Annotated in this window: 19 protein-coding genes and 1 tRNA gene; 13 read left to right on the top strand and 7 right to left on the bottom strand. The window is 65.3% G+C overall.

What is annotated here, in order from left to right; all coding sequences use genetic code 11:
• Positions 1-179: 179 nt before the first annotated feature.
• On the bottom strand, positions 180-1,007 hold the full coding sequence (locus ABID37_RS08860; protein ID WP_354193906.1) for a MurR/RpiR family transcriptional regulator: 828 nt from the start codon (positions 1,005-1,007) through the stop codon (positions 180-182).
• Positions 1,008-1,149: 142 nt separating this feature from the next.
• On the opposite strand from ABID37_RS08860, the gene ABID37_RS08865 reads away from it, so the two are divergent.
• The 11 genes from ABID37_RS08865 (at position 1,150) to ABID37_RS08915 (ending at position 13,369) form a co-directional block, all read left to right on the top strand.
• On the top strand, positions 1,150-1,950 hold the full coding sequence (locus ABID37_RS08865) for an N-formylglutamate amidohydrolase (protein WP_354193907.1): 801 nt from the start codon (positions 1,150-1,152) through the stop codon (positions 1,948-1,950).
• Positions 1,943-2,455, top strand: a complete 513-nt coding sequence (locus ABID37_RS08870; protein ID WP_354193908.1) for a TRAP transporter small permease subunit — start codon at positions 1,943-1,945, stop codon at positions 2,453-2,455. Before ABID37_RS08865 ends, ABID37_RS08870 begins: the two co-directional genes overlap by 8 nt.
• Positions 2,452-3,777 (top strand): TRAP transporter large permease, encoded by a 1,326-nt coding sequence (locus ABID37_RS08875; protein ID WP_354193909.1) that lies wholly within the window; start codon positions 2,452-2,454, stop codon positions 3,775-3,777. The genes ABID37_RS08870 and ABID37_RS08875 overlap by 4 nt, the downstream gene beginning before the upstream one ends.
• Positions 3,778-3,853: 76 nt before the next feature.
• A complete protein-coding gene (locus ABID37_RS08880; RefSeq protein WP_354193910.1) occupies positions 3,854-4,918 on the top strand; it encodes a TRAP transporter substrate-binding protein in 1,065 nt (354 codons plus the stop codon).
• A gap of 99 nt (positions 4,919-5,017) precedes the next feature.
• Complete coding sequence (locus tag ABID37_RS08885) at positions 5,018-6,388, top strand: glutamine synthetase family protein (protein WP_354193911.1); 1,371 nt, start codon at positions 5,018-5,020, stop codon at positions 6,386-6,388.
• Positions 6,389-6,490: 102 nt separating this feature from the next.
• Complete coding sequence (locus ABID37_RS08890) at positions 6,491-7,879, top strand: aldehyde dehydrogenase family protein (RefSeq protein WP_354193912.1); 1,389 nt, start codon at positions 6,491-6,493, stop codon at positions 7,877-7,879.
• A gap of 133 nt (positions 7,880-8,012) precedes the next feature.
• Positions 8,013-9,185 carry an iron-containing alcohol dehydrogenase gene (locus ABID37_RS08895; protein ID WP_354193913.1) on the top strand — a complete coding sequence of 391 codons (1,173 nt, stop codon included), beginning with the start codon at positions 8,013-8,015 and terminating at the stop codon, positions 9,183-9,185.
• Positions 9,186-9,409: 224 nt separating this feature from the next.
• Positions 9,410-10,510: an ABC transporter substrate-binding protein gene (locus ABID37_RS08900; protein ID WP_354193914.1), complete on the top strand. Its 1,101-nt coding sequence runs from the start codon at positions 9,410-9,412 to the stop codon at positions 10,508-10,510.
• Positions 10,511-10,608: 98 nt separating this feature from the next.
• Positions 10,609-11,496 carry an ABC transporter permease gene (locus tag ABID37_RS08905; RefSeq protein ID WP_354193915.1) on the top strand — a complete coding sequence of 296 codons (888 nt, stop codon included), beginning with the start codon at positions 10,609-10,611 and terminating at the stop codon, positions 11,494-11,496.
• Positions 11,493-12,284, top strand: coding sequence for an ABC transporter permease (locus ABID37_RS08910; protein ID WP_435521549.1), 792 nt, complete (start codon positions 11,493-11,495; stop codon positions 12,282-12,284). Before ABID37_RS08905 ends, ABID37_RS08910 begins: the two co-directional genes overlap by 4 nt.
• 20 nt (positions 12,285-12,304) lie before the next feature.
• The gene (locus ABID37_RS08915) at positions 12,305-13,369 is read left to right on the top strand and encodes an ABC transporter ATP-binding protein (protein ID WP_354193916.1); all 1,065 of its coding nucleotides are present in this window, start codon (positions 12,305-12,307) and stop codon (positions 13,367-13,369) included.
• Here ABID37_RS08915 and ABID37_RS08920 read toward each other — a convergent pair.
• The 3 genes from ABID37_RS08920 to ABID37_RS08930 all read right to left on the bottom strand — a co-directional run bounded on the left by ABID37_RS08920 (position 13,343) and on the right by ABID37_RS08930 (position 17,290).
• Positions 13,343-15,079, bottom strand: coding sequence for an ABC transporter permease (locus ABID37_RS08920; RefSeq protein WP_354193917.1), 1,737 nt, complete (start codon positions 15,077-15,079; stop codon positions 13,343-13,345). The two genes, ABID37_RS08915 and ABID37_RS08920, sit on opposite strands and share 27 nt — an antisense overlap.
• Before the next feature lie 42 nt (positions 15,080-15,121).
• Positions 15,122-16,144, bottom strand: a complete 1,023-nt coding sequence (locus ABID37_RS08925) for an extracellular solute-binding protein (RefSeq protein WP_354193918.1) — start codon at positions 16,142-16,144, stop codon at positions 15,122-15,124.
• 114 nt (positions 16,145-16,258) lie between these two features.
• Positions 16,259-17,290: an ABC transporter ATP-binding protein gene (locus ABID37_RS08930; RefSeq protein WP_354194278.1), complete on the bottom strand. Its 1,032-nt coding sequence runs from the start codon at positions 17,288-17,290 to the stop codon at positions 16,259-16,261.
• 235 nt (positions 17,291-17,525) lie between these two features.
• Here ABID37_RS08930 and ABID37_RS08935 point away from each other — a divergent pair, with 235 nt between their 5' ends.
• Positions 17,526-18,371 (top strand): EamA family transporter, encoded by an 846-nt coding sequence (locus ABID37_RS08935; RefSeq protein ID WP_354193919.1) that lies wholly within the window; start codon positions 17,526-17,528, stop codon positions 18,369-18,371.
• Between the two features lie 10 nt (positions 18,372-18,381).
• Here ABID37_RS08935 and ABID37_RS08940 read toward each other — a convergent pair whose 3' ends face one another.
• From ABID37_RS08940 to cpdR, 3 genes are all read right to left on the bottom strand, one after another.
• Positions 18,382-19,410 (bottom strand): serine hydrolase domain-containing protein, encoded by a 1,029-nt coding sequence (locus ABID37_RS08940; protein WP_354193920.1) that lies wholly within the window; start codon positions 19,408-19,410, stop codon positions 18,382-18,384.
• Positions 19,411-19,596: 186 nt separating this feature from the next.
• A tRNA-Val gene (locus ABID37_RS08945) sits at positions 19,597-19,671 on the bottom strand.
• Between the two features lie 68 nt (positions 19,672-19,739).
• Complete coding sequence (gene cpdR, locus ABID37_RS08950; protein WP_183831847.1) at positions 19,740-20,102, bottom strand: cell cycle two-component system response regulator CpdR; 363 nt, start codon at positions 20,100-20,102, stop codon at positions 19,740-19,742.
• A gap of 152 nt (positions 20,103-20,254) precedes the next feature.
• On the opposite strand from cpdR, the gene ABID37_RS08955 reads away from it, so the two are divergent.
• Positions 20,255-21,196: an N-formylglutamate amidohydrolase gene (locus tag ABID37_RS08955; protein WP_354193921.1), complete on the top strand. Its 942-nt coding sequence runs from the start codon at positions 20,255-20,257 to the stop codon at positions 21,194-21,196.
• Positions 21,197-21,208 lie beyond the last annotated feature (12 nt).

Here is a 21,208-nt window from a genome sequence, read left to right on the forward strand (position 1 = left end):
GAGCCTTTGACGCAGGGTACCACGAAACGCATGAAATGCCCGGTACTGAGCCTTTATGACAATTCTCCGCCGCCAAAGCACATTAAATCTGCGTAAGGTTGTAGCGGCCGCTTTCCGGCGCGTTTGTGGTGTGCGCCTGGTTTCGTTTCCGAAGCGGCCCGGCGGTCCGCGGACCGGCGTCAGCGCAGCCCTTCCATTTCGCGGATGCGCCGCGCGCCTTCGGCCTCGAGGCGGCGGGTGGCGGCGTCGATCAGCGATTCGGCGATGACGAAAAGTGCGGCGGAGGAGTCCCACGCCGAGGGCATGGCGGTACGGCCGGCCACGACGTGCCTGGCGAAGCGGGCGATGGGCGACAGCCACTGGTCGGTGATGAGCACGATGGCCACGCCGCGCTGATGCGCCTTCTCCGCGAAGCGCAGGAGGCTGTCCTGATAGCGCCTGATGTCGAAGATCAGCACCACGTCATGCTTGCCCATGTCGATGAGGCGGTCGCGCCACATGCTTTCCTGGCCGGCCAGATGGAACACGTTCGGCCGGATGATGGCCAGATGGGCGGCCATGTAGCGGGCCAGCGGATCGGTGAAGCGGCCGCCGATCAGGAACATGTGGCCGCGCCGCGCCGCCATGCAGGCGGCGATTTCCTCCAGTTGCCGGTCGGTGATGTGGCGGAAGGTCTCGCGCAGATTGTCGAGCGTCGCCTCCAGCATGGGCGATACCGCGCCCTTGCCGCGGCTGCTCGGGGCATAGGTGCGCGAGGCGGGCGACTGGAGCTGGGCGGCCAGCTCGTCCTGAAGCGTCGCCTGGAACTCCGCATAGTTGTGGAAGCCGAGCCGGGCCACGAAACGCAGGATCGTGGGAGAGGAGACGCCGGCCTGCTGCGAGAAATCGGCCACCGTCTTCAGGCCGATGAGCGGATAGCTGGCGACCAGCGTCTGGGCGGCCCGGCGTTCGCCGGCGGGCATCGTGTCGATGCGTTCGGCGATCAGTTCGGCAATGCTGGAGGTCATGCTGTCCCCATCGTGAAGGCGTTGTGCCGGTTCTTGCGAAAACGGGTTTGACAAAGCTGGACAATATGTATGAAATCATCCGTCAAGGCGAAATGAAAAACAATAAGTAATATATGATACATCGCCTGGGGAACGGAGCACGATGGGGAACGGGCAACCCAAACAGGCTATCGCGGAGCAGGCGGTCAGGGTCACCAACCCCGGCGGGACAAGCCCTTACGTGTTCACCTGCGACCACGCCTCCAACCATATGCCGCCCGAATTCGGCACGCTCGGCCTGGCCGAGGAAGAGTTCCAGCGCCATATCGCCTGGGACCCCGGCGCGCTGCCGGTGGCGACCATGCTGGCCAAGGCGCTCGACGCCACGCTGATCGAAACCTGCGTGTCGCGCCTGGTGATCGACTGCAACCGGCCGCTCGACGCGCACAATCTGATCCCAGAGGTCAGCGAGACCACCGCCATTCCCGGCAATGCCGGGCTGACGGCCGAGCAAAGGCAGGCGCGGGTCGACCTGGTCTGGCGGCCGTTCCACAACACGATCGCGGCAACCGTCGAGGAGCGGCTGGCCGCGGGGCGCGAGACGCGGCTGGTGTCGGTGCATTCCTACACGCCGGTCTATTTCGGCAAGCAGCGGCCATGGCATATCGGCATTATCCATGACGAGGACGAGCGCATCTCGGTGCCGCTGCTGCGGGCGCTGAACGGCGTGGCCGGCATCAAGGTGGGCGCCAACGAACCCTATTCGCCGGCCGATCTCGTCTATTTCACGCTGGAGCGGCATGCGCGCTCGCGCGGGCTGGCCTGCGCGATGATCGAAATCCGCAACGACGAGATCGCCGATACGGCCGGCCAGCGCAAATGGGCCGGACTGCTCGCCTCGCTGCTGGGCAAGATTCATATCCGCGGCGGGAAGGTGGTGGACAAGGGAGAAGCCGATGCCTGAACCGATCAGGCTTTACGTGCGCTATGTCGACGCGCTGAACTACCGGGTCGGGCGCATCGCCATGTACCTGTTCTTCGTCATGGGCGGCATTTTGCTGGCTTCGACGTTCTCGCGCATCGTCACCGGCGTGCCGATCAACTGGGCGCTGGAGATGTCGCAATTCCTCATCTCCGCCTATTACCTGCTCGGCGGCGCCTACACGCTGCAACTCGACCAGCATGTGCGCATGGACCTGTTCTATGGCCGCCTCGACGCCAGGCGGCGGGCGATCACCGACGCCTTCACCATCCTCTTCGTCATCTTCTATCTGGTCGTGCTGTTCGGCGGCGGGCTGTCGAGCACGCATTATGCGATCGTCTACAACCAGAAGAACTATACGGCCTGGAGCCCGGTGCTGTGGCCGATCAAGACGATCATGACGGCCGGCGTCTTCCTGATGCTGCTCCAGTGCATCTCCGCATTTTTCAAGGACGTCGCCATCTGGCGCGGGAAGCCGATTACATGAGCTCGGAACTCATCACGCTTTTCATGTTCGGCACCATGATGGTGCTGCTGTTCACCGGGCAGCGCGTGTTCGGCGTCATCGGGTTCGTCGGCTCGGCAGCGGCCCTGTGGCTGTGGGGGCAGGGCTCCTTCGAGATGCCCTTCAACGCCACCTTCCAGGTGCTGAACTGGTATCCGCTGATCACGGTGCCGTTCTTCGTGTTCATGGGCTACATGCTGTCGGAATCCGGCATGGCTTCCGGCCTCTACCGCATGTTCCATGTCTGGTTCGGGCCGGTGAAAGGCGGCCTGGCGCTCGGCACGATCGGCCTGATGGTGCTGATCGCGGCGCTCAACGGCCTGTCGGTCGCCGGCATGGCGATCGGCGCGACGATCGCGCTGCCGCAACTGCTGCGTCACGGCTACGACAAGGCGATGGTGACCGGCGTCGTCCAGGCGGGCTCGTCTCTCGGCATCCTCATACCGCCGAGCGTGGTGCTGGTGCTCTATGCCATGATCGCGCGCACGCCGGTGATCGACCTGTGGCTGGCGGGAATCGGCCCCGGAATATTGATGGCGGTCATCTTCGCGCTCTACGTCTACATCCGCTGCAAGCTGCAGCCGGAAATGGGGCCGGCGCTGCCGGAAGAGGAACGGGCCGAGATCACATGGGAGGAGAAATTCCGGCTGCTGCGCTCCGGTATCCTGCCGCTGGCCATTTTCGCCGTCATGATGACGCTGTTCATGACCGGCGTCACCAGCCTCGTCGAAAGCGCGGCGGTCGGCGCCCTGCTTTCGGTGGGTGCGGCGTGGTGGGCCGGCAACCTCAACCGCCAGGTGTTCGAGGATTCCAGCCGCAACACGCTGGGCATCTCGTGCATGTTCATGTGGATCATCCTGGGGGCGCTGTGCTTCAGCTCGGTCTATGACGGGCTGGGCGCGGTCAAGGCCGTGAAGGCGCTGCTGGTCGACACCTACGACTTCTCGCCCTGGACCATCCTGATCCTGATGCTGCTGTCGTTCGTCATCATGGGCATGTTCCTCGACGACACCGCCATGCTGGTCATCGTCGCGCCGCTCTATATCCCGCTGGTGAAGTCGCTCGGCTTCAACCCGATCTGGTTCGGCATCCTCTACACGATCACCTGCCAGATCGCCTACATCACGCCGCCCTTCGGCTACAACCTGTTCCTGATGCGGGCGATGGCGCCGCCCGAGATCACGCTGGCCGACATCTACCGATCCATCATCCCCTTCTTCTTGCTGATGGTGCTGACGATTATCATCCTGATGATCTTCCCGCAGATCGCCCTGTGGCTGCCCGAAACCTACAAGGCGATGTGAGGGAAGGAAGAAAAGGGCCCACTATCCGCAGGGACCCTGGATTGCCGCCTGATAAACCGACAGAGGAGAAACGGAAATGACAGAGAAGACCACGCTCAACAAACGCGATTTCCTGCGCAGGACCGTGTTGACCGGTGCAGGTGCGGCCGGCGCGACCGTGCTGGCGACACCCTATGTGAAGGCACAGTCTCCGATCAAATGGCGCTTGCAGACCTATGCCGGCCCGGCGCTGGCGGAGCATGTCATCAAGAACTCCATCGACTGGTTCAACAAGGCCGCCAATGGCGAGATGGAGATCGAGCTTTACACCGCCGACCAGCTCGTGCCGCAGGGCGAGCTGTTCCGGGCGGTGCAGGCCGGCACGATCGACGCCGCGCAGAGCGACGACGATTCCGCCGCCGCGCCGGTCGACGTGAAGGTGTTCGGCGCCTATTTCCCGCTCGCCTCGCGCTACTCGCTCGACGTGCCGGCGCTGTGGCACTGGCATGGCCTGAAGGAAATCTGGGAGGAAGCCTATGCCGAGATCCCGGGCGTGACCTGGCTGTCGTCCGGCGCCTGGGACCCCTGCAACTTTGGCACCACCAAGCCGATCAACTCGCTGGAAGACCTCAAGGGCCTGCGCGTCTACACCTTCCCGACCGGCGGCCAGTTCCTTTCGAAGTTCGGCGTCATTCCGGTGTCGCTGCCCTATGAGGACGTCGAGCCGGCGATCCAGACCGGCGAACTCGACGGCGTGTGCTGGTGTGGCATCACCGAGATGCACACGGTGGGCTGGGCCGACGTGCTGAAATATTACCTGACCAACCCGCTGTCGGGCGCCTGGGCCGGCTCCTACTTCGTCAACACCGACAAGTGGAACGCCGTGCCGGAGCATCTGCAGCAGCTCTTCCGGCTGGCGATGGACGCATCGCACTACTATCGCCAGCATTGGTACTGGGCCGGCGAGGCGAAGTACCGCAACGAAGGCAAGCTCGAGCTGACCACCATTCCTTCCAACGAGTGGAAGACGGTGGAGGACGAGGCCTTCAAGTTCTGGGACGAGGTCGCGGGCCAGAGCCCGCGCGCGGCGAAGGTCGTCGACATCATCAAGAAATACAACGAGTCCATGACCAAGGCCGGTGCGCCATACCGCTATAGCTGACACTGACATCGCCCGGCCGCTCCGGCGGCCGGGCATTCCCCTCGACGAACATCAAACCGAACCAGCAATCATGCGGCCGCGCGCGCGGCGGAGAAAAGAATGGCCGGAAAACTCTCTTTCGAACAATTGAAGAGCGCAGTCGCCGCGGGCGAGATCGATACCGTGCTCACGGCGGCGATCGACATGCAGGGCCGCCTGATCGGCAAGCGCTTCCTCGCGCAGTTTTTCGTCGATTCCGCCTATGAAGAAACGCATGGCTGCAACTATCTGATGGCCGACGACATCGATATGGAGCCGGTGCCGGGCTACAAGGCGGCAAGCTGGTCGCGCGGCTATGGCGATTTCGTCATGAAGCCGGACCTTTCCACCATCCGCCCGGTGCCGTGGCTGGAGAAGACGGCGCTGGTGCTGTGCGACTCGCAGGACCACCACACCCACGAGGACCTGCCGCATTCGCCGCGCGGCATCCTCAAGCGGCAGATCAAACGGCTGGAGGAACGTGGCTACCTGGCCTATTTCGCCTCCGAACTGGAGTTCTTCCTGCTGTCGGAGACGTATGATTCCGCCCGCGAGAAGCGCTGGCAGAACCTGAACACGGCCTCGCCCTATATCGGCGACTATCTGATCGGCATCACCACCAAGGAAGAAGGCTACATGCGCCGCCTGCGCAACGAGATGCATGCGGCGGGCATCCCGATCGAGAACTCCAAGGGCGAGTGGGGGCCGGGCCAGGAAGAGATCAATGTGCGCTATGCCGAGGCCATGGAAATGGCCGACCGGCATGTGTTCCTGAAGAACGGCGCCAAGGAGATCGCCGACCAGGAAGGCAAGGCCGTGACCTTCATGGCCAAGTACAATTACGACCTGGCCGGCAATTCCAGCCATGTCCACAACTCGCTGTGGAGCGCAGACGGCAAGAAGCCGCTGTTCTTCGACAAGGACGCGCCGTGGACCCTGTCGGAACTCGGCCGCCAGTGGTCGGCGGGCCAGATCAAATATGCCAAGGAATACACCTACTTCCTGGCACCCTACATCAACTCCTACAAGCGCTTCCAGGCCGGCACCTTCGCGCCGACCAAGATCATGTGGTCGGAGGACAACCGCACCGCCGGCTTCCGCCTGTGCGGCGAGGGGACCAAGGCCATCCGAATGGAATGCCGCATCGGCGGCGCCGACCTCAATCCCTACCTCGCCTTCGCGGCGTTGATCGCGGCGGGCCTTGCCGGTATCGACGAGAAGCTGGAATTGCAGAAGCCGTTCGTCGGCGACGCCTACCAGGCCGCCCGCCTGCCGGAAATCCCGAAGACCCTGCGCGACGCGACCGAGACCATGCTCAAGTCGAAAATGCTCAGGCAAGCCTTCGGCGAGGACGTGATCGAGCATTATGTGCATACGGCGCGCTGGGAGCAGATGGAATACGACCGGCGCATCACCGACTGGGAGCTGCATCGCGGTTTCGAGCGCTACTGACCGGCAAGCATGTCCGGGCGGGGCCCTGCCTCCGTCCGGAACGGACAGACATGAGAACGGGCGGCTTTCCCGGCCGCCTCAACTGACGAAGGACCAACCACCATGACCGAGACGGTCAAGCTCATATCCCCCATCGATGGCTCCATCTATGCCGAGCGGCCGGTCGCGACCGACCAGGCGGTCAACGCCGCGGTCGAGCGGGCCCGCGCGGCGCAGGTCGCCTGGGCCCAGACCTCGATTGCCGAACGCGGCAAATACATGCTCGCCATGCTGGAGGCGCTGGTCTCCATGACCGACGAGATCGTGCCGGAAATCGCCTGGCAGATGGGCCGGCCGGTGCGCTATGGCGGCGAGTTCGGCGGGGTGAAGGAGCGTGTCTCCTACATGGTCGAGATCGCCGAGCAGGCGCTGAAGCCGGTGCCGGCTTCCAACCCGAAGGAGGGCTTCCGCCGCTATGTGAAGAAGGAGCCGCTCGGGGTCGTCATGGTCATCGCGCCGTGGAACTATCCCTATCTCACCGCCGTCAACACCATCGTGCCGGCGCTGATGGCGGGCTCCACCGTGCTCCTCAAGCATGCGGCCCAGACCCTGCTGGTCGGCGAGCGCTTCGCGAAGGCCTTCGAGATGGCCGGCCTGCCCAAGGGCGTGTTCCAGAACCTCGTGCTCAGCCACGGCCAGACCGAGAAGCTGCTCGGCTCCGGCAAGATCGACCACGTCAACTTCACCGGTTCGGTGGGCGGCGGCCGCGCCATCGAGAAGGCGGCGGCCGGCACTTTCATGACGCTCGGCCTCGAACTCGGCGGCAAGGACCCGGCCTATGTGCTGCCGGATGCGAAGATCGGCCACGCGGTCGCCAATCTGGTCGACGGGGCCTTCTTCAACACCGGGCAATGCTGCTGCGGCATCGAGCGCGTCTATGTGCATGAGAAAGTCTATGACGAATTCGTCGAGGGCTTCATTGCCGAGACCAGGAACTATGTCGTCGGCAATCCGCTCGAACAGGCGACCACCATGGGGCCGATGGCGCAGGCGCGCTTCGCCGACCTGATCCGCGAGCAGAAGGCCGAGGCCCTGCGCAAGGGCGCCACTGCCCACATCAACATGAAGGTCGACAAGGACGTCGCCGGCTCGCCCTATCTGGCGCCGGAGGTGCTGACCAATGTCGACCACCAGATGAGCGTCATGCGCGAGGAGAGCTTCGGGCCCATCGTCGGCATCATGAAAGTGCGCAACGACGAGGAGGCCGTCGCGCTGATGAACGACAGCCCCTACGGGCTGACCGCCTCGATCTGGACCACCGACACCGAGCATGCGGTGGCGATCGGCGACCGGGTGGAAACCGGCACCATCTTCATGAACCGCTGCGACTATCTCGATCCGGCGCTGGTATGGACCGGCGTCAAGGACACCGGCAAGGGCGCGGCGCTGTCGGCCATCGGCTACGACAATCTGACCCGGCCGAAGAGCTATCACCTGAGGGAAGAAATCTGATGACTTTCGTTATCCCTGCCACGGGAGCAAAGCGACCGCGAGCCGGGGTCCATTCCCGAACGGCTCCACTTCCCGGTGTCGGGGACGACGCTGCCCCTGCCGCCACTTCAATATCCCGCTGAAAGACACTCACATGACCAATCCCGTCTCCAAATGGAACTACCCGACCACCGTGCTTTTCGGCGTGGGGCGCATCAAGGAACTGCCGGAGTCGCTTGCCGCTTCGGGCATCAAGAACCCGCTGTTCGTCACCGATCCGGGACTGGCGAAGCTTCCCTTGGCCGCGTCGACGCTGGCCATCCTCGACGCGGCCAAGGTGCCCCATGGCGTGTTCTCGGACGTGAAGCCGAACCCGGTCGAAGCCAACCTCACCGCCGGCATCGAGGTGTTCAACAAGGGTGGCCATGACGGCGTCATCGCCTTCGGCGGCGGCTCGGCGCTGGACCTCGGCAAGCTGATCGCCTTCCAGGCGGGCCAGAGCCGCCCCGTCTGGGATTTCGAGGACATCGGCGACTGGTGGACCCGCGCCGATGCGGACAAGATCGTGCCGATCGTGGCCGTGCCGACCACCGCCGGCACCGGCTCGGAAGTCGGCCGCGCCGGCGTCATCACCCATGAGGCCTCGCACACCAAGAAGGTCATCTTCCACCCGAAGATGATGCCGGCCATCGTCATCGCCGATCCGGAACTCACCGCCGGCATGCCGCCCTTCATCACCGCAGGCACCGGCATGGATGCGCTGGCCCACTGCCTCGAGGCCTATTGCGCGCCGGGCTACCACCCGATGGCCGACGGCATCGCGGTGGAGGGCGTGCGGCTGGTGCTGGAAAACCTGCCCAAGGCGTTCCGCGACGGTTCCGATCTCCTCGCCCGCGCCAACATGATGAGCGCGGCCGCCATGGGCGCCACCGCCTTCCAGAAGGGGCTCGGCGCCATCCATTCGCTGTCGCATCCGATCGGCGCGCTCTACGACACCCACCACGGCATGACCAACGCGGTGTTCATGCCCTATGTGCTCGCCTTCAACCGCGAGGCGATCGAGGCGCGCATCGAGCGGCTCGCCGCCTATTGCGGCATCGAGGGCGGTTTCGACGGTTTTGCCGCAGCCATCCTGAAGCTGCGTGAGGAACTGAAGGTGCCGCACACGCTGCCCGGCCTGATCAAGGACCTCGACATGGATGACGCGCGCAAGGGACTGATCGCGGACATGGCGATCGTCGATCCGACGGCCGGCGGCAACCCGCTCAAGCTGACCAGGGATGGCGCGCTCAAGCTGCTTGAAAGCGCCATCGCCGGAGCCGTCTGAGAAGCGGCGCAGGCCGCCCGGATTGGAACGCAACCACCAGAGGGGAACAGGAGGGAGAAGCTATTAGCCGGAAAACAATATCGGCCGATTGCTAGGATCGGCAAAACTGGTTTAGCCTTTCACTTTGGGGCGGGAAGGTTTCATCTGGCTTTCATGCGAACGTCACATGAACTCGGTACCGCGTCGCAGGCGTCACAAGGCGTCAGCTCAACGGAGATAACGAGATGTACAAGTTTGCGGGGAAGGTACTGTCCATAACGGCAGCCACTTTGATGGTCACGTCGGCCATTTCGTCCGCCCAGTCGATGGACGAAATCGTCGAGGCGGCCAAGAAGGAGGGCATGCTGAGCGTTATCGCCCTGCCGCACGACTGGTGTGGCTGGGAAGGCATCCTGGCCGGCTTCAAGGCCAAATATCCGGAAATCAGCCTCAACGAACTGAACCCCGACGCGGGTTCGGCCGACGAGATCGAGGCGATCCGCGCCAACAAGGGCAACACCGGCCCGCAGGCACCTGACGTGATCGACGTGGGCCTCGCCTTCGGCCCGTCCTCGACCAAGGAAGGCCTGCTCCTGCCCTACAAGGTCTCGACCTTCGACGGCATCGAAGTGAAGGACCCCGAGGGCCACTGGTATGGTGGCTATTACGGCGTGCTCTCCTTCGAGGTGAACACCGATATCGTCAAGGAAGTGCCGCAGGACTGGGCCGACCTGCTGAAGCCCGAATACGCCAATTCGGTCGCGCTGGCGGGTGATCCGCGTGCTGCGAACCAGGCCATCCTGTCGGTCTATGCCGCCGGCCTCGCGGCCGCGGGCGGCGATGCCTCCAAAGCTTCGGAAGCCGGCCTCGACTTCTTCAAGCAGCTCAACGAGAAGGGCAACTTCGTGCCGGTCATCGGCAAGGCCTCGTCGCTGGCGCAGGGCACCACGCCGATCATCGTGCGCTGGGACTACAACGCGCTCGCCGACCGCGACACGCTGGACGGCAACCCGCCGGTCGAGGTCGTGGTGCCGAAGAGCGGCGTCGTCGCCGGCGTCTATGCCCAGGCGATCAGCGCCTACGCGCCGCACCCGAACGCGGCCAAGCTGTGGCTGGAATACATCTATTCCGACGAGGGCCAGCTCGGCTTCCTGAAGGGCTACTGCCACCCGGCGCGCTTCAACCAGCTCGTCTCCGAAGGCAAGGTGCCGCAGGAAGTCCTCGACAAGCTGCCGCCGGCCGAGGCTTACACCAAGGCCGTGTTCCCCTCGCTTGAGGAGCAGGACGCCAACAAGAACGCCGTCACCGGCGGCTGGGACAGCGTCGTCGGCGCCAACGTCCAGTAGGCAGAACCGACCACGGCGCGGCGCTTCCTGTGCCGCGCCGGAAGCGTCCGGGATACCGCTAAGGGTGCATGGCGGTCCGGCAGGAGGGATAATCGCGCATGAGTCAATCGATCGCCGCGCCGGCTGCGCAAACAGCGCGCCCGCGCCTGTCATTCGCCTGGCTGGGCGTGGTGCCGTTCCTGCTGTTCGCGCTTCTGTTCCTCGTGCTGCCCACCATGCAGATCGTGGTCGGCTCCTTCCGCAACGCGGCGGGCGAGTTCACCCTCGACAACATCGTCAACCTGTTCCAGCCGTCGATCATGGCGGCCTACTGGATCTCGATCCGCATCAGCCTCGCCTCGGCGCTGCTCGGCTGCCTGGTCGGCTTCCTGATGGCGTGGGCCATGGTGCTGGGCGGCCTGCCGGGCTGGCTGCGCTCGCCGATGCTCACCTTCTCGGGCGTCGCCTCCAACTTCGCCGGCATTCCGCTGGCCTTCGCCTTCCTGGCCACCTTCGGCCGGCTCGGCCTCGTCACGCTCATCCTGCGTGACTGGTTCGGCATCAACATCTATGCGATGGGCTTCAACATCCTGTCCTTCGGCGGGCTGACGCTGACCTACCTGTTCTTCCAGATCCCGCTGACCATCCTGATCATGACGCCGGCGCTGGACGGGATGCGGCGCGAATGGCGCGAGGCCGCCTCCATCCTCGGCGCCTCGCCCTTCCAGTACTGGCGCATGGTGGCGCTGCCGATCCTGTGGCCGAGCCTGCTCGGCACCTTCGCGCTTTTGTTCGCCAATGCCTTCGGCGCCGTGGCCACCGCCTATGCGCTGACCGGCAGCTCGCTGTCCATCGTGCCGATCCTGCTGTTCGCGCAGATCCGCGGCGACGTGCTTCAGGACCCGCATCTCGGCTATGCGCTGGCCTTCGGCATGATCGTCGTCACCGGCATCGCCAACTTCATCTACATCTGGCTTCGGTCGCGCAGCGAGAGGTGGGTGAAATGAGGTTGAACCGCATCTGGTCCTGGCTGTTCTTCGGTCTCGGCGCGCTCTACTTCGTCCTGCCGCTGGTCAGCACGGCGGAATTCTCGCTCAAGATGCGTCGAGGCGCCTATACGCTCGACGCCTACTGGACGGTACTGGCCGATCCGCGCTTCCAGCAGACCTTCACCTATTCGGTGGTGATGGCGCTCGCCACCATCGCGTTCGGCGTGCTGCTGGTGGTGCCGACCGCCTACTGGGTGCGGCTGAAGCTGACGCGCTGGCGGCCGATCCTGGAATTCATCACGCTGCTGCCGCTGATCATCCCGCCGATCGTCATCGTCTTCGGCTATATCCGCCTCTACAACACCTCGTCCTGGCTGCCGCTGACCGGCTCGGCGACGGGCACCAACCTGCTCCTGATGTTCGGCTATGTGATCCTGTCGCTGCCCTATATGTACCGGGCGGTGGATACGGGCCTGCGCGCCATCGACGTCGCCACCCTGACCGAAGCCGCCCAGAGCCTCGGCGCCGGATGGGTGACCATCCTCGCGCGCGTCATCCTGCCCAATGTGGCGGTGGCGGTGCTGTCGGGCGCTTTCATCACCTTCGCCATCGTCATCGGCGAGTTCGTCATGGCTGCGCTGCTCAACCGGCCGTCCTTCGGGCCCTACATGCAATTGCTCGGCGCCAACCGCGCCTATGAGCCGGCGGCGCTGGCGGTGATCGCCTTCGCCATCACCTGGGGCTGCATGGCCCTGATCCAGTTCGTCTCGAAGTTCGCGCCCAAGGCGCCGGGCGTCCAGCATTGAGAATGGAGAGCGCTGAGCCAATGCCAGAACCCTTCCTGTCGATCCAGCATGTGCGCAAATCCTTCGGGACCGCGACCGTCGTGCAGGACTTCAATCTCGATATCGAAGCGGGGGAATTCGTGTCCTTCCTCGGCCCGTCCGGCTGCGGCAAGACCACGGTGCTGCGCATGGTCGCCGGCTTCGAGGAGCCGAGCGGCGGGCGCATCGTCATCGGCGGCAAGGATGTGACGACGCTGAAGCCCAACCAGCGCAACATCGGCATGGTGTTCCAGGCCTATGCGCTGTTTCCCAATCTCACGGTGGCGCAGAACATCGGCTTCGGCCTCAAGGTCGCGGGCGTGCCCAGGGCAGAGATCGACAGCCGTGTCGCCGAGATGCTCGACATCATCAAGCTGCCGGCAGGCGAGTTCGGGTCGCGCTATCCCTATCAGCTCTCGGGCGGCCAGCAGCAGCGCATCGCGCTGGCCCGCGCGCTGGCGCCGCGGCCCAAGGTGCTGCTGCTCGACGAGCCGCTGTCGGCGCTCGACGCCAAGGTGCGCGTGTCGCTGCGCGAGGAAATCCGCTCCATCCAGAAGAAGCTCGGCATCACCACCATCTTCGTCACTCACGATCAGGAGGAGGCGCTGTCCATCTCCGACCGCATCGTGGTCATGTATGGCGGCAAGGCCGAGCAGGTGGGCACCGCCTTCGAGATCTACAACCGGCCGGCGACACGCTTCGTGGCCGGTTTCGTCGGCACGCTCAACATCCTCGAAGGCCGGCTGGCCGAGTCCGGCAAGGTGCGGGTCGGCACCGGCGAGATCGCGCTCAAGGACAAGCTCGACGGGGCGCGGCCGGGCGATGCCTTGTCCCTGGCGCTGCGCCCCGAGGCGATCACGCTCGACCGCAGGAAGGGCGACGACGTGTTGATGGCGGGCGAGATCGCCGACGTGCAGTTCCTCGGCTCGGTGATCCGCGTTCGCGTGCGCACGGGCGACAGCACGGTTTCGCTGGACACGTTCAACAATCCCGCTACGCCGCCGCCGCAGATCGGCGACAAGGTGGAGGTCAGCTTCTCGTCAGGCGACGTGATGCTGCTGAACTGACGGCAGCGCCTGGGGCAGGGGCGCGGCATCTCCCTGCCGCAGATTGCGTTCCGAGCCCACCCGCGACAGAAGCGCCACCGGCAGCATGGCGATCAGCACGATGGCGAGCGCCGAGATCGACGCTTCCTCATAGGTGCCGCGCGCCGCTTCGCCATAGAGATGGGTGGCCAGCGTCTCGACATTGAGCGGCCGCAGAAGCAGGGTCGCCGGCAGTTCCTTCACGCAATCGACGAATACCAGCAGGGCGGAGGCAGCGAGCGCCGTCTTCGACAGCGGCAGGTGAACGCGCCGCATGGTACCGGAGGCGGTTTCTCCCAGCGTGCGGGACACCTCGTCCAGAGACTGGGGAATGCGGCTGAGGCCGGCCGCCATGCCGCCGGCCGAGATGGCGAGGAAGCGCGCCGTATAGGCATAGACCAGTGCCGCGCCCGAGCCGAGGAAGATGAGGCCGGTGGACATGCCGAACCAGGAGCCGGTTAGCGCGTTCACCGTGCGGTCGAAGCCGCCGAGCACGATCACCAGCCCGATGGCGACCACCGTGCCGGGCGCGGCATAGCCGATGGTGGAGAGCCGGAAGGCGGTGGCGGAAACACCGCCCGGCCGGATGCGGGCCGCGTAGGCTGCCGCAGCACCCAGAACCAGCGTCAGCAAGGTGGCGGCCGCCGAGAACACGATCGTGCTCGATGCTATAGGGAAGAACCGCGGCGGCAGGCCGGCATAGCCGATGCGCGCCCAGGCTTCGGTGGCCAGGTAGAGGGCCGGCCCGCCAAAGCCGATCGACACCGGGACCAGCCCGAGGAGGAGGAGCAGCAGGCCGACGGGAGCGGACACGCGCTGGCGCTCGAAGCTCTTGCCGCTGCGCTGGGCGCCGGCGGCGAAGCGCTGCCTGCGGCGCGCATATTGCTCCAGTGCCACCACTGCCACCACCACGACCAGCAGCGACAGCGCGATCTGCGAGGCGCCCGGCAGGTCGGAGCGGGTGATCCAGGTCGTGTAGATCGAGACGGTGAGGGTGCGCACGCCGAGGAATTCGGCGGCGCCGATGTCGTTCAGCGTCTCCATCAGCGCCAGGCTGATGCCCACGGCGACGGCGGGGCGGGCCAGCGGCAGGGCGACGCGCCAGAAGACGGCGCGGCGGGAAACGCCGAGCGTGCGGGCCGCCTCGATCAGGCTGGCAGGCTGGGTCAGGAACATGGCGCGGGTGGCGATGTAGACATAGGGGTAGAGCACGAAGGCGAGCAGCAGGATGCAGCCCGTCATCGAGCGGATGTCGGGCAGGCGGAATTCGCGCGGGCTGGAATAGCCGAGGAGGTTGCGCAGCGTATCCTGCACGATGCCGATCGGGTGCAATATGTCGAGATAGGCATAGGCGACGATATAGGTGGGAACGGCCAGCGGCAGCAGCAGCGCCCATTCCAGCATGCGGCGCCCCGGAAACTCATAGGCGGTGACCAACCATGCCGTGCCGGTGCCGAGGGCGGCGACAAGGAGGCCGACGCCGGCAAGCAGGACCAGCGTGTCGCGCAGGGCGACGGGCAGGATGGTCGAGAAAAGATGCGTCCAAAGCCCGTCGGACCCCTGCGTCGCCTCGACCAGAAGCGCGAGGAAGGGCAGGGCGACGGCGAATGCCGTGGCACCGGCCGCAATGAGCCAGACGGCGCCGGAGCGCCGCCTGCCGTTTTGCCTGAAGCCTGTCGCCGCCATGGTCATGAAAAAAGGAAGGGCACCCGTGGCGGGCGCCCTTCATCCATGTCAGTTGTCGAAGCCGACCTTGTCGACCAGTTCGCTGGCCGCCTTGCGGTGGCCGACGATCTCGGTGAGCGGCTTGGAGTCGATCTTCAGTTCGCCAAGCTCGGCGATGATCGGATCGGCGGCGACGCCGGCCTTGACCGGATATTCATAGTTCGCTTCGGCGTAGATCTTCTGCGCTTCGTCGGAAACCAGATATTCCAGCAGCTTGACCGCCTCTTCCTTGTTCGGGGCATGCTTGGCGACGGCCGCGCCGGAAATGTTCACATGGGTGCCGTCGTCCTTGAAGGTCGGCAGGACGACCTTGATCGCATCGGCCCACTGCTTCTGCTCGTCGCCGCCCTTGCCCGAGCGCATAAGGCCCACATAGTAGGAGTTGGCGACGGCAATGTCGCAGACGCCGCCGAGGATGTCCTTGGCGCCCTCGCGGTCGCCGCCGGCGGCCTTGCGCGCGAGGTTGTCCTTGAGGCCAGTCAGCCACTTCTCGGTGTCCTCCGGCCCGTAATGGGCGATGTAGTCGGCGATCAGGGCGGTGTTGTACGGGTGCTGGCCGGAACGGATGCAGACCTTGCCCTTCCATTTCGGGTCGGACAGGTCCTCATAGGTGATGGCGTCGAGGTCGAGGTCCTTGGCGGCGTAGACCACGCGGGCGCGCATGGACAGGCCGAACCAGTTCCCGTCGGCGTCGCGGAGCTGGGCGGGGATCGCCTCGCTCAGCACGGCGGATTCGACCGGCTGGGTCACGCCCTTGTCGACGAGGTCGACGAGGTTGCCGGCATCGACCGCCATCAGGATGTCGGCCGGCGAGCTTTCACCTTCGGAAGCCACGCGTTCGGCAAGGCCGTCCTTGAGGAAGACGGTGTTGACCTTGATGCCGGTGGAGCTGCTGAAGGAATCCAGCAAGGGCTGGATCAGGCCGGGTTCGCGGGTGGTGTAGATGCTCACTTCCGCTGCCGAGGCCACATTGGCAACGGCAAGTAATGAGGCGGCGGCGAGAAGCGTCGTCTTGAAATGTGCGTTGCGCATGGAACCTCTCCTCCTGTGTTGGGTTGCACATGCGCTGCACCATTTATGATCCAGTTAGTCAAGTTTCATTGGACCAGTTTGCGATCGATCACGGAAAGTTCATTGCGGCCTGGCTCAGGCGGCCGTGAAGGCCAGCACGGTCTCGGGGTCGATGCGGAAGCGCAGCTTGCCGTCCTGTATGTTCAGGCGCTGCGTGGTGCGCATCACAAGCGGCGCCGTGAGGCCTTCGACATCGAGTTCGAGCTGCTCGATCTCGCCGCGGAAGCTGCGCGAGCGCACCGCGCCCGAAAGGCCGTCCAAAGCCATGCAGGGGCAGACCGCCTGGGGACGGATGAAGGCCAGCGCTTCGCTGCCCTCGGCAAGATCGAGCCGGCACGGGAAGGCGCCGAGGGCGGTGTGGAGGGCGCCGCCGCGATAGATGCCGGGAACCCGGTTGAAGGTGCTGAAGAACTCGGCCGCGTAGCGGTCGGCCGGCCGGTCGTGCAGGTCCCGTCCGGTGCCGTTCTGGACGATCTGGCCGGACTTCATCAGCACGATGCGGTCGCCGGTCGACAGCGCTTCCTCCGGATCGTGGGTGACGATCACCGCGGTCGTCGCCGTGCGGCGCAGCAGTGCGATGGTTTCGTGGCGCACCCGCTCGCGCAGGTCGCGGTCGAGGTTGGAGAACGGCTCGTCCATGAGCACGATGGACGGCTCCGGGGCCAATGCGCGGGCCAGGGCGGCGCGCTGCTGCTCGCCGCCCGACAGCATGTGCGGATAGCGGCCGGCCATCGCGGTGAGCGCGGTGAGTTCGAGAAGCATGGCGACGCGTGCCCGCGCCTCCTCGCGCGGCCGCTTGCGCAGTCCGAACAGGATGTTCTGCTTCACCGTCAGGTGGGGAAACAGCGCATAGTCCTGGAACACGAAGCCGATATTGCGCTTCTCCGGTTCGACGAACACACCCGGCCCGGCCAGCGCCTTGCCGTCCAGCCTGACCGTGCCGCTGTCCGGCCGCTCGATGCCGGCAATCAGGCGCAGCAGGGTGGACTTGCCGCAGCCGGAATGGCCGACCAGGCACACGATCTGCCTTGCTCCGATCGACAGGTCGATCGGGCCGAGCGTGAAGCCCGGCCCCAGCCGGCGCACCAGCCGCTCGACCTCCAGCATCGGCTGTGCCCGAGCATCGCCGTCATGGAGCTGATCTGCCACGAAATCTTCCTTCCCGGACCCGACTAACCCTCGGCTATACGGGCGATGCTTCCAAATCAAGCCGCTCCGGCACCGGGGTGGACCAAAGCATGGCCCCGCTCCTGCGCATTGCAAGAGGGGCGGCGAAGCTTTAGTTCCGGCTCGAAATGATAAGCCGGCTTGGTACACAACGCGAAAGCAGCAGGTGAATGACATGACCCTTGCCGTCTTCAGCGCCGTCCTCGCCGCGGCGCTGATGCATGCGTCGTGGAATGCGCTGATCAAGGTCCGGCTCGACCGCTTCGCCTCGATCTCGCTGACGGCGCTCGGCATGGCCGTCGCCTCGCTGCCGCTGTTGCCCTTCGTCGCCTTCCCCAACCGCATGGCATGGATCTGGATCGGCGTGTCGCTGGTGCTGCATATCGGCTACCGGCTGTTCCTGATCCGCGCCTATGAGGTGGGCGATCTGGCCCAGACCTACCCGCTGGCGCGGGGCAGCGCGCCGCTCATCACCACCATCGGCGGCGTCGCGCTCATCCGCGAGGTGCCGGGCCCGTTCGCGCTTGCCGGCATCCTGCTCCTGTCGGCGGGCACCTTCCTGATGTCGCTGCGCGGCGGCGGCCGGCTGGCGGCGCTCAATCCGGCGGCCGTGGGCTATGCGCTCACTACCTCGCTGTTCATCGCCGGCTATACGCTGGCTGACGGGCTGGGCGCGCGCGAGGCGCACACGGCGCTCAGCTATGCCGCGTGGCTGTTCGTGTGCGACGGCATCGTGGCGACGCTGCTGGCGCTCGTCTATCGCGGCAGGCGGCTGGCGCAGACGCTGGCCGTGGAATGGCGGCTCGGCTTGTTCACCGGCCTGCTCAGCGGCGGGGCCTACGCCATCGCCATGTGGGCGATGACAAAAGCGCCGATCGCCTCGGTGGCCTCGCTCCGCGAAAGCTCGATCCTGTTCGCCATGGCGATCTCCGTGTTCGCGCTGGGCGAGAAGATGACCGCCTGGCGCGCGGCCTCGGCGCTGTTCATCGTCGCCGGCGTGGTGGCGTTGCGGCTGGGCTGACCGGCCGCCTTCAGTTGGATGTGGTGTCTCCGGTCTTCACCGCCTCGATGATGCGGCCGAGCACCCCATGCAGGTCCTCGCGGTGGCCGGTGCGTCCCGAGGGGGCGCTTTCGTCCGAGGTCATGACCACGGTCAGGCCGACGGATGGCACGATGTAGAGCATCTGGCCGCCATAGCCCCAGGCATAGGAGACGTCTTCGCCGGCAATGTTGCGCTGGAACCAGCCGTAGCCATAGCCGTCCTGCGTGAAGCGCGAATGGGTGCGCACGCGCCAGGATTCCTCGATCCAGCGTGCCGAGACCACCCGCTCGCCGTTTTCGGCGACGCCGCCTTTGCGGTACATCTCACCGAAGGCCAGCAGCGAGCGCGGGCTCATCGCCATCTGGTTGCCGCCGAAATAGATTCCCTGCGGGTCGCGATCCCAGGACGCGATCGAAAAGTCGTCGATGTCGGCGAACCATTCCCGTGCCAGGGCGAGGGTCGACTTGCCGCCGACACGGGTCAGGATCGCGGAGAGCAGGTGGGTGGAGCCGGTCGAGTACAGCATCGATCCGCCCGGCTCGTCGGCGAAGGGCTGGGCCAGGACGAAGCGGACCCAGTCCCGGCTCGCCACCCACCGTCCATAGTTCTGGCCCGAGGTCCGTTCGAGGCCGGCCTGCATCGACAGCAGATGGCCGATGGTGATGTCGCGCAGGCGCGGGTCCGGGGCATCGGGCAGGTAGCTGGCGAGCAGGCCGGCGACGGGCTGGTCCACGCCCTCGAGCAGGCCCTTGTCGATGGCGATGCCGACCATGGCCGAAACGATGGTCTTGGAGGCCGACTTGATGTTCGCGGGAGCGGTGACGGAATGGCCGCCATAGCCGCGCTCGGCTATCGTCTCGCCGTCATGGGCGATGACCACGGTGCGCAGCGGAGTCAATGCCGCGACGTCGTCCAGGACGACCTTGAGCCGCTCCTGCACGTCGGCAAGCGCCGGCGCGGCCGACAGGCACAGGCTCGCCGAAAAGAACACGACACCGGCCGCGATAAAAGCTCTCATTCTGCCCTTCCCGAAATAACGGCACGGATCCCGTGCGAGGGGACGCCGTCCTGGCTGCGCGAGCGCAGACAATGTTGACGGAATAAGGCGGATTCGAGCAGGCGGCGGACAAAGTCTCGTGACCGCGCAAAGGTTCGCCGAACCTGAGGGGAGCTATGTGCACCGCTGTCAAATGACTGGATTGGATGGTGGGCGTACCAAGGATCGAACTTGGGACCCCTTCGATGTCAACGAAGTGCTCTCCCGCTGAGCTATACGCCCATCCAATGGCGCGCATACATCATTTTTGCCCCGGGCCGTCAATAGCGCGGGGCGGAAATTTTATCGCCTCACGCCGCCTGCAGCATCTTTTCCACCTCGTTGACGAGGTCGCGCAGATGGAACGGCTTGGACAGCACCTTGGCGTCGCGCGGCGCCTTGGAATCGGGGTTGAGGGCGACGGCGGCAAAGCCGGTGATGAACATCACCTTGAGGTCGGGATCGATCTCGGTGGCGCGGCGCGCCAGCTCGATGCCGTCCATCTCGGGCATGACGATGTCGGTCAGGAGCAGCGAGAAGGGCTCCTCGCGCAGCCTCTCATAGGCGCTCGCGCCATTGTCGAAGTCGCTCACCTGGTAGCCGGCGCGCTCCAGCGCCTTGACCAGGAAGCGTCGCATATCGTCATCGTCTTCCGCCAGCAGAATGCGTGCCATAGTGTCCCGTCCGAATCACCAACTCGGCCGGCTCATGCCAAGCCCGATAATTACGCTGTATATGAGTCGGTCGTGGTAAAGATCAAGTGAAGACGGCACTTGCCCTGCCGCGAGCGCTGCCGAAGCGAAATGCTGGACAGGCCCCGCGCCGGATGGCAGTTTCGAAATATGACGTGGCGTCCTCCAGAGGTTCAGCGAAATTGACGACAGCGGCCGAGGATTTTTCGGTTGTACCCGCCTTCGAGGTGCGGGCCGCCGCAGAGCAGCGTGTGCCCTTCGTGTTTAGCTCGCCGCACAGCGGCCGGCACTATCCCGAGCGCTTCCTGGCCATGAGCAGGCTCGGCGCGCATGATGTGCGCCGGTCGGAGGATTGCTATGTCGACGAGCTGTTCGGTGGTGCGGTCATGCTCGGCGCGCCGCTTCTGGCGGCCAATTTCCCGCGCGCCTATCTCGATGCCAACCGCGAACCTTGGGAGCTCGATCCGCGCATGTTCGTGGAGCCGGTGCCGCCCTACTGCAACATCCGTTCGGCCCGGGTGGCGGGCGGGCTCGGCACCGTGCCGAAGCTGGTGGGGGAGGGGTTCGACATCTACGCCGGCCGGCTGCCGCTGGCCGAGGCGGTGATGCGGATCGAAACCGTCTACAAACCGTTTCACGAGACGCTGAAGCGGCTTTTGGCGCGGACCCAGGCCGCCTTCGGCTTTGCCGTGCTGATCGACTGCCATTCCATGCCGGCCGGGGTGCGCGTGAGCGAGACCGGCCTGCGGCCCGATTTCATCGTCGGCGACCGCTTCGGCACCTCGGCCTCGGGCGCGCTGACGGCCACGGCGATCGATCTGCTTTCGGCGATGGGCTATTCCGTTGCCCACAACAAGCCCTATGCCGGCGGCTTCATCACCGAGCATTACGGACGCCCGGCGCGCAAGGCGCATGCGGTGCAGGTCGAGATCAATCGCGGCCTCTACATGAACGAGCGCACGCTGGAGAAGACCGCCGGCTTCGACGCGCTGGTCGCAGACATGACGCAGTTCTGCGCCGACCTGATGGCGCTGTCCGATCATCATTTCCTCGCCCCGCCGCTGGCCGCCGAATAAGTCCTCTCTGCC

Origin of the sequence: Aquamicrobium terrae (assembly GCF_040545735.1) — a bacterium.
GTDB classification, from domain to species: Bacteria; Pseudomonadota; Alphaproteobacteria; order Rhizobiales; family Rhizobiaceae; genus Mesorhizobium; species Mesorhizobium terrae_A.

Coding starts and splice junctions, on each gene's coding strand:
- ABID37_RS08860 (WP_354193906.1), bottom strand. CDS start 1,007: ATGACCTCCAGCATTGCCGAACTGATCGCCGAACGCATCGACACGATG.
- ABID37_RS08915 (WP_354193916.1), top strand. CDS start 12,305: ATGCCAGAACCCTTCCTGTCGATCCAGCATGTGCGCAAATCCTTCGGG.
- ABID37_RS08870 (WP_354193908.1), top strand. CDS start 1,943: ATGCCTGAACCGATCAGGCTTTACGTGCGCTATGTCGACGCGCTGAAC.
- ABID37_RS08885 (WP_354193911.1), top strand. CDS start 5,018: ATGGCCGGAAAACTCTCTTTCGAACAATTGAAGAGCGCAGTCGCCGCG.
- ABID37_RS08875 (WP_354193909.1), top strand. CDS start 2,452: ATGAGCTCGGAACTCATCACGCTTTTCATGTTCGGCACCATGATGGTG.
- ABID37_RS08865 (WP_354193907.1), top strand. CDS start 1,150: ATGGGGAACGGGCAACCCAAACAGGCTATCGCGGAGCAGGCGGTCAGG.
- ABID37_RS08940 (WP_354193920.1), bottom strand. CDS start 19,410: ATGAGAGCTTTTATCGCGGCCGGTGTCGTGTTCTTTTCGGCGAGCCTG.
- ABID37_RS08925 (WP_354193918.1), bottom strand. CDS start 16,144: ATGCGCAACGCACATTTCAAGACGACGCTTCTCGCCGCCGCCTCATTA.
- ABID37_RS08895 (WP_354193913.1), top strand. CDS start 8,013: ATGACCAATCCCGTCTCCAAATGGAACTACCCGACCACCGTGCTTTTC.
- ABID37_RS08880 (WP_354193910.1), top strand. CDS start 3,854: ATGACAGAGAAGACCACGCTCAACAAACGCGATTTCCTGCGCAGGACC.
- ABID37_RS08955 (WP_354193921.1), top strand. CDS start 20,255: ATGGCAGTTTCGAAATATGACGTGGCGTCCTCCAGAGGTTCAGCGAAA.
- ABID37_RS08920 (WP_354193917.1), bottom strand. CDS start 15,079: ATGACCATGGCGGCGACAGGCTTCAGGCAAAACGGCAGGCGGCGCTCC.
- ABID37_RS08890 (WP_354193912.1), top strand. CDS start 6,491: ATGACCGAGACGGTCAAGCTCATATCCCCCATCGATGGCTCCATCTAT.
- ABID37_RS08935 (WP_354193919.1), top strand. CDS start 17,526: ATGACCCTTGCCGTCTTCAGCGCCGTCCTCGCCGCGGCGCTGATGCAT.
- ABID37_RS08900 (WP_354193914.1), top strand. CDS start 9,410: ATGTACAAGTTTGCGGGGAAGGTACTGTCCATAACGGCAGCCACTTTG.
- ABID37_RS08930 (WP_354194278.1), bottom strand. CDS start 17,290: ATGCTGGAGGTCGAGCGGCTGGTGCGCCGGCTGGGGCCGGGCTTCACG.
- ABID37_RS08910 (WP_435521549.1), top strand. CDS start 11,493: ATGAGGTTGAACCGCATCTGGTCCTGGCTGTTCTTCGGTCTCGGCGCG.
- cpdR (WP_183831847.1), bottom strand. CDS start 20,102: ATGGCACGCATTCTGCTGGCGGAAGACGATGACGATATGCGACGCTTC.
- ABID37_RS08905 (WP_354193915.1), top strand. CDS start 10,609: ATGAGTCAATCGATCGCCGCGCCGGCTGCGCAAACAGCGCGCCCGCGC.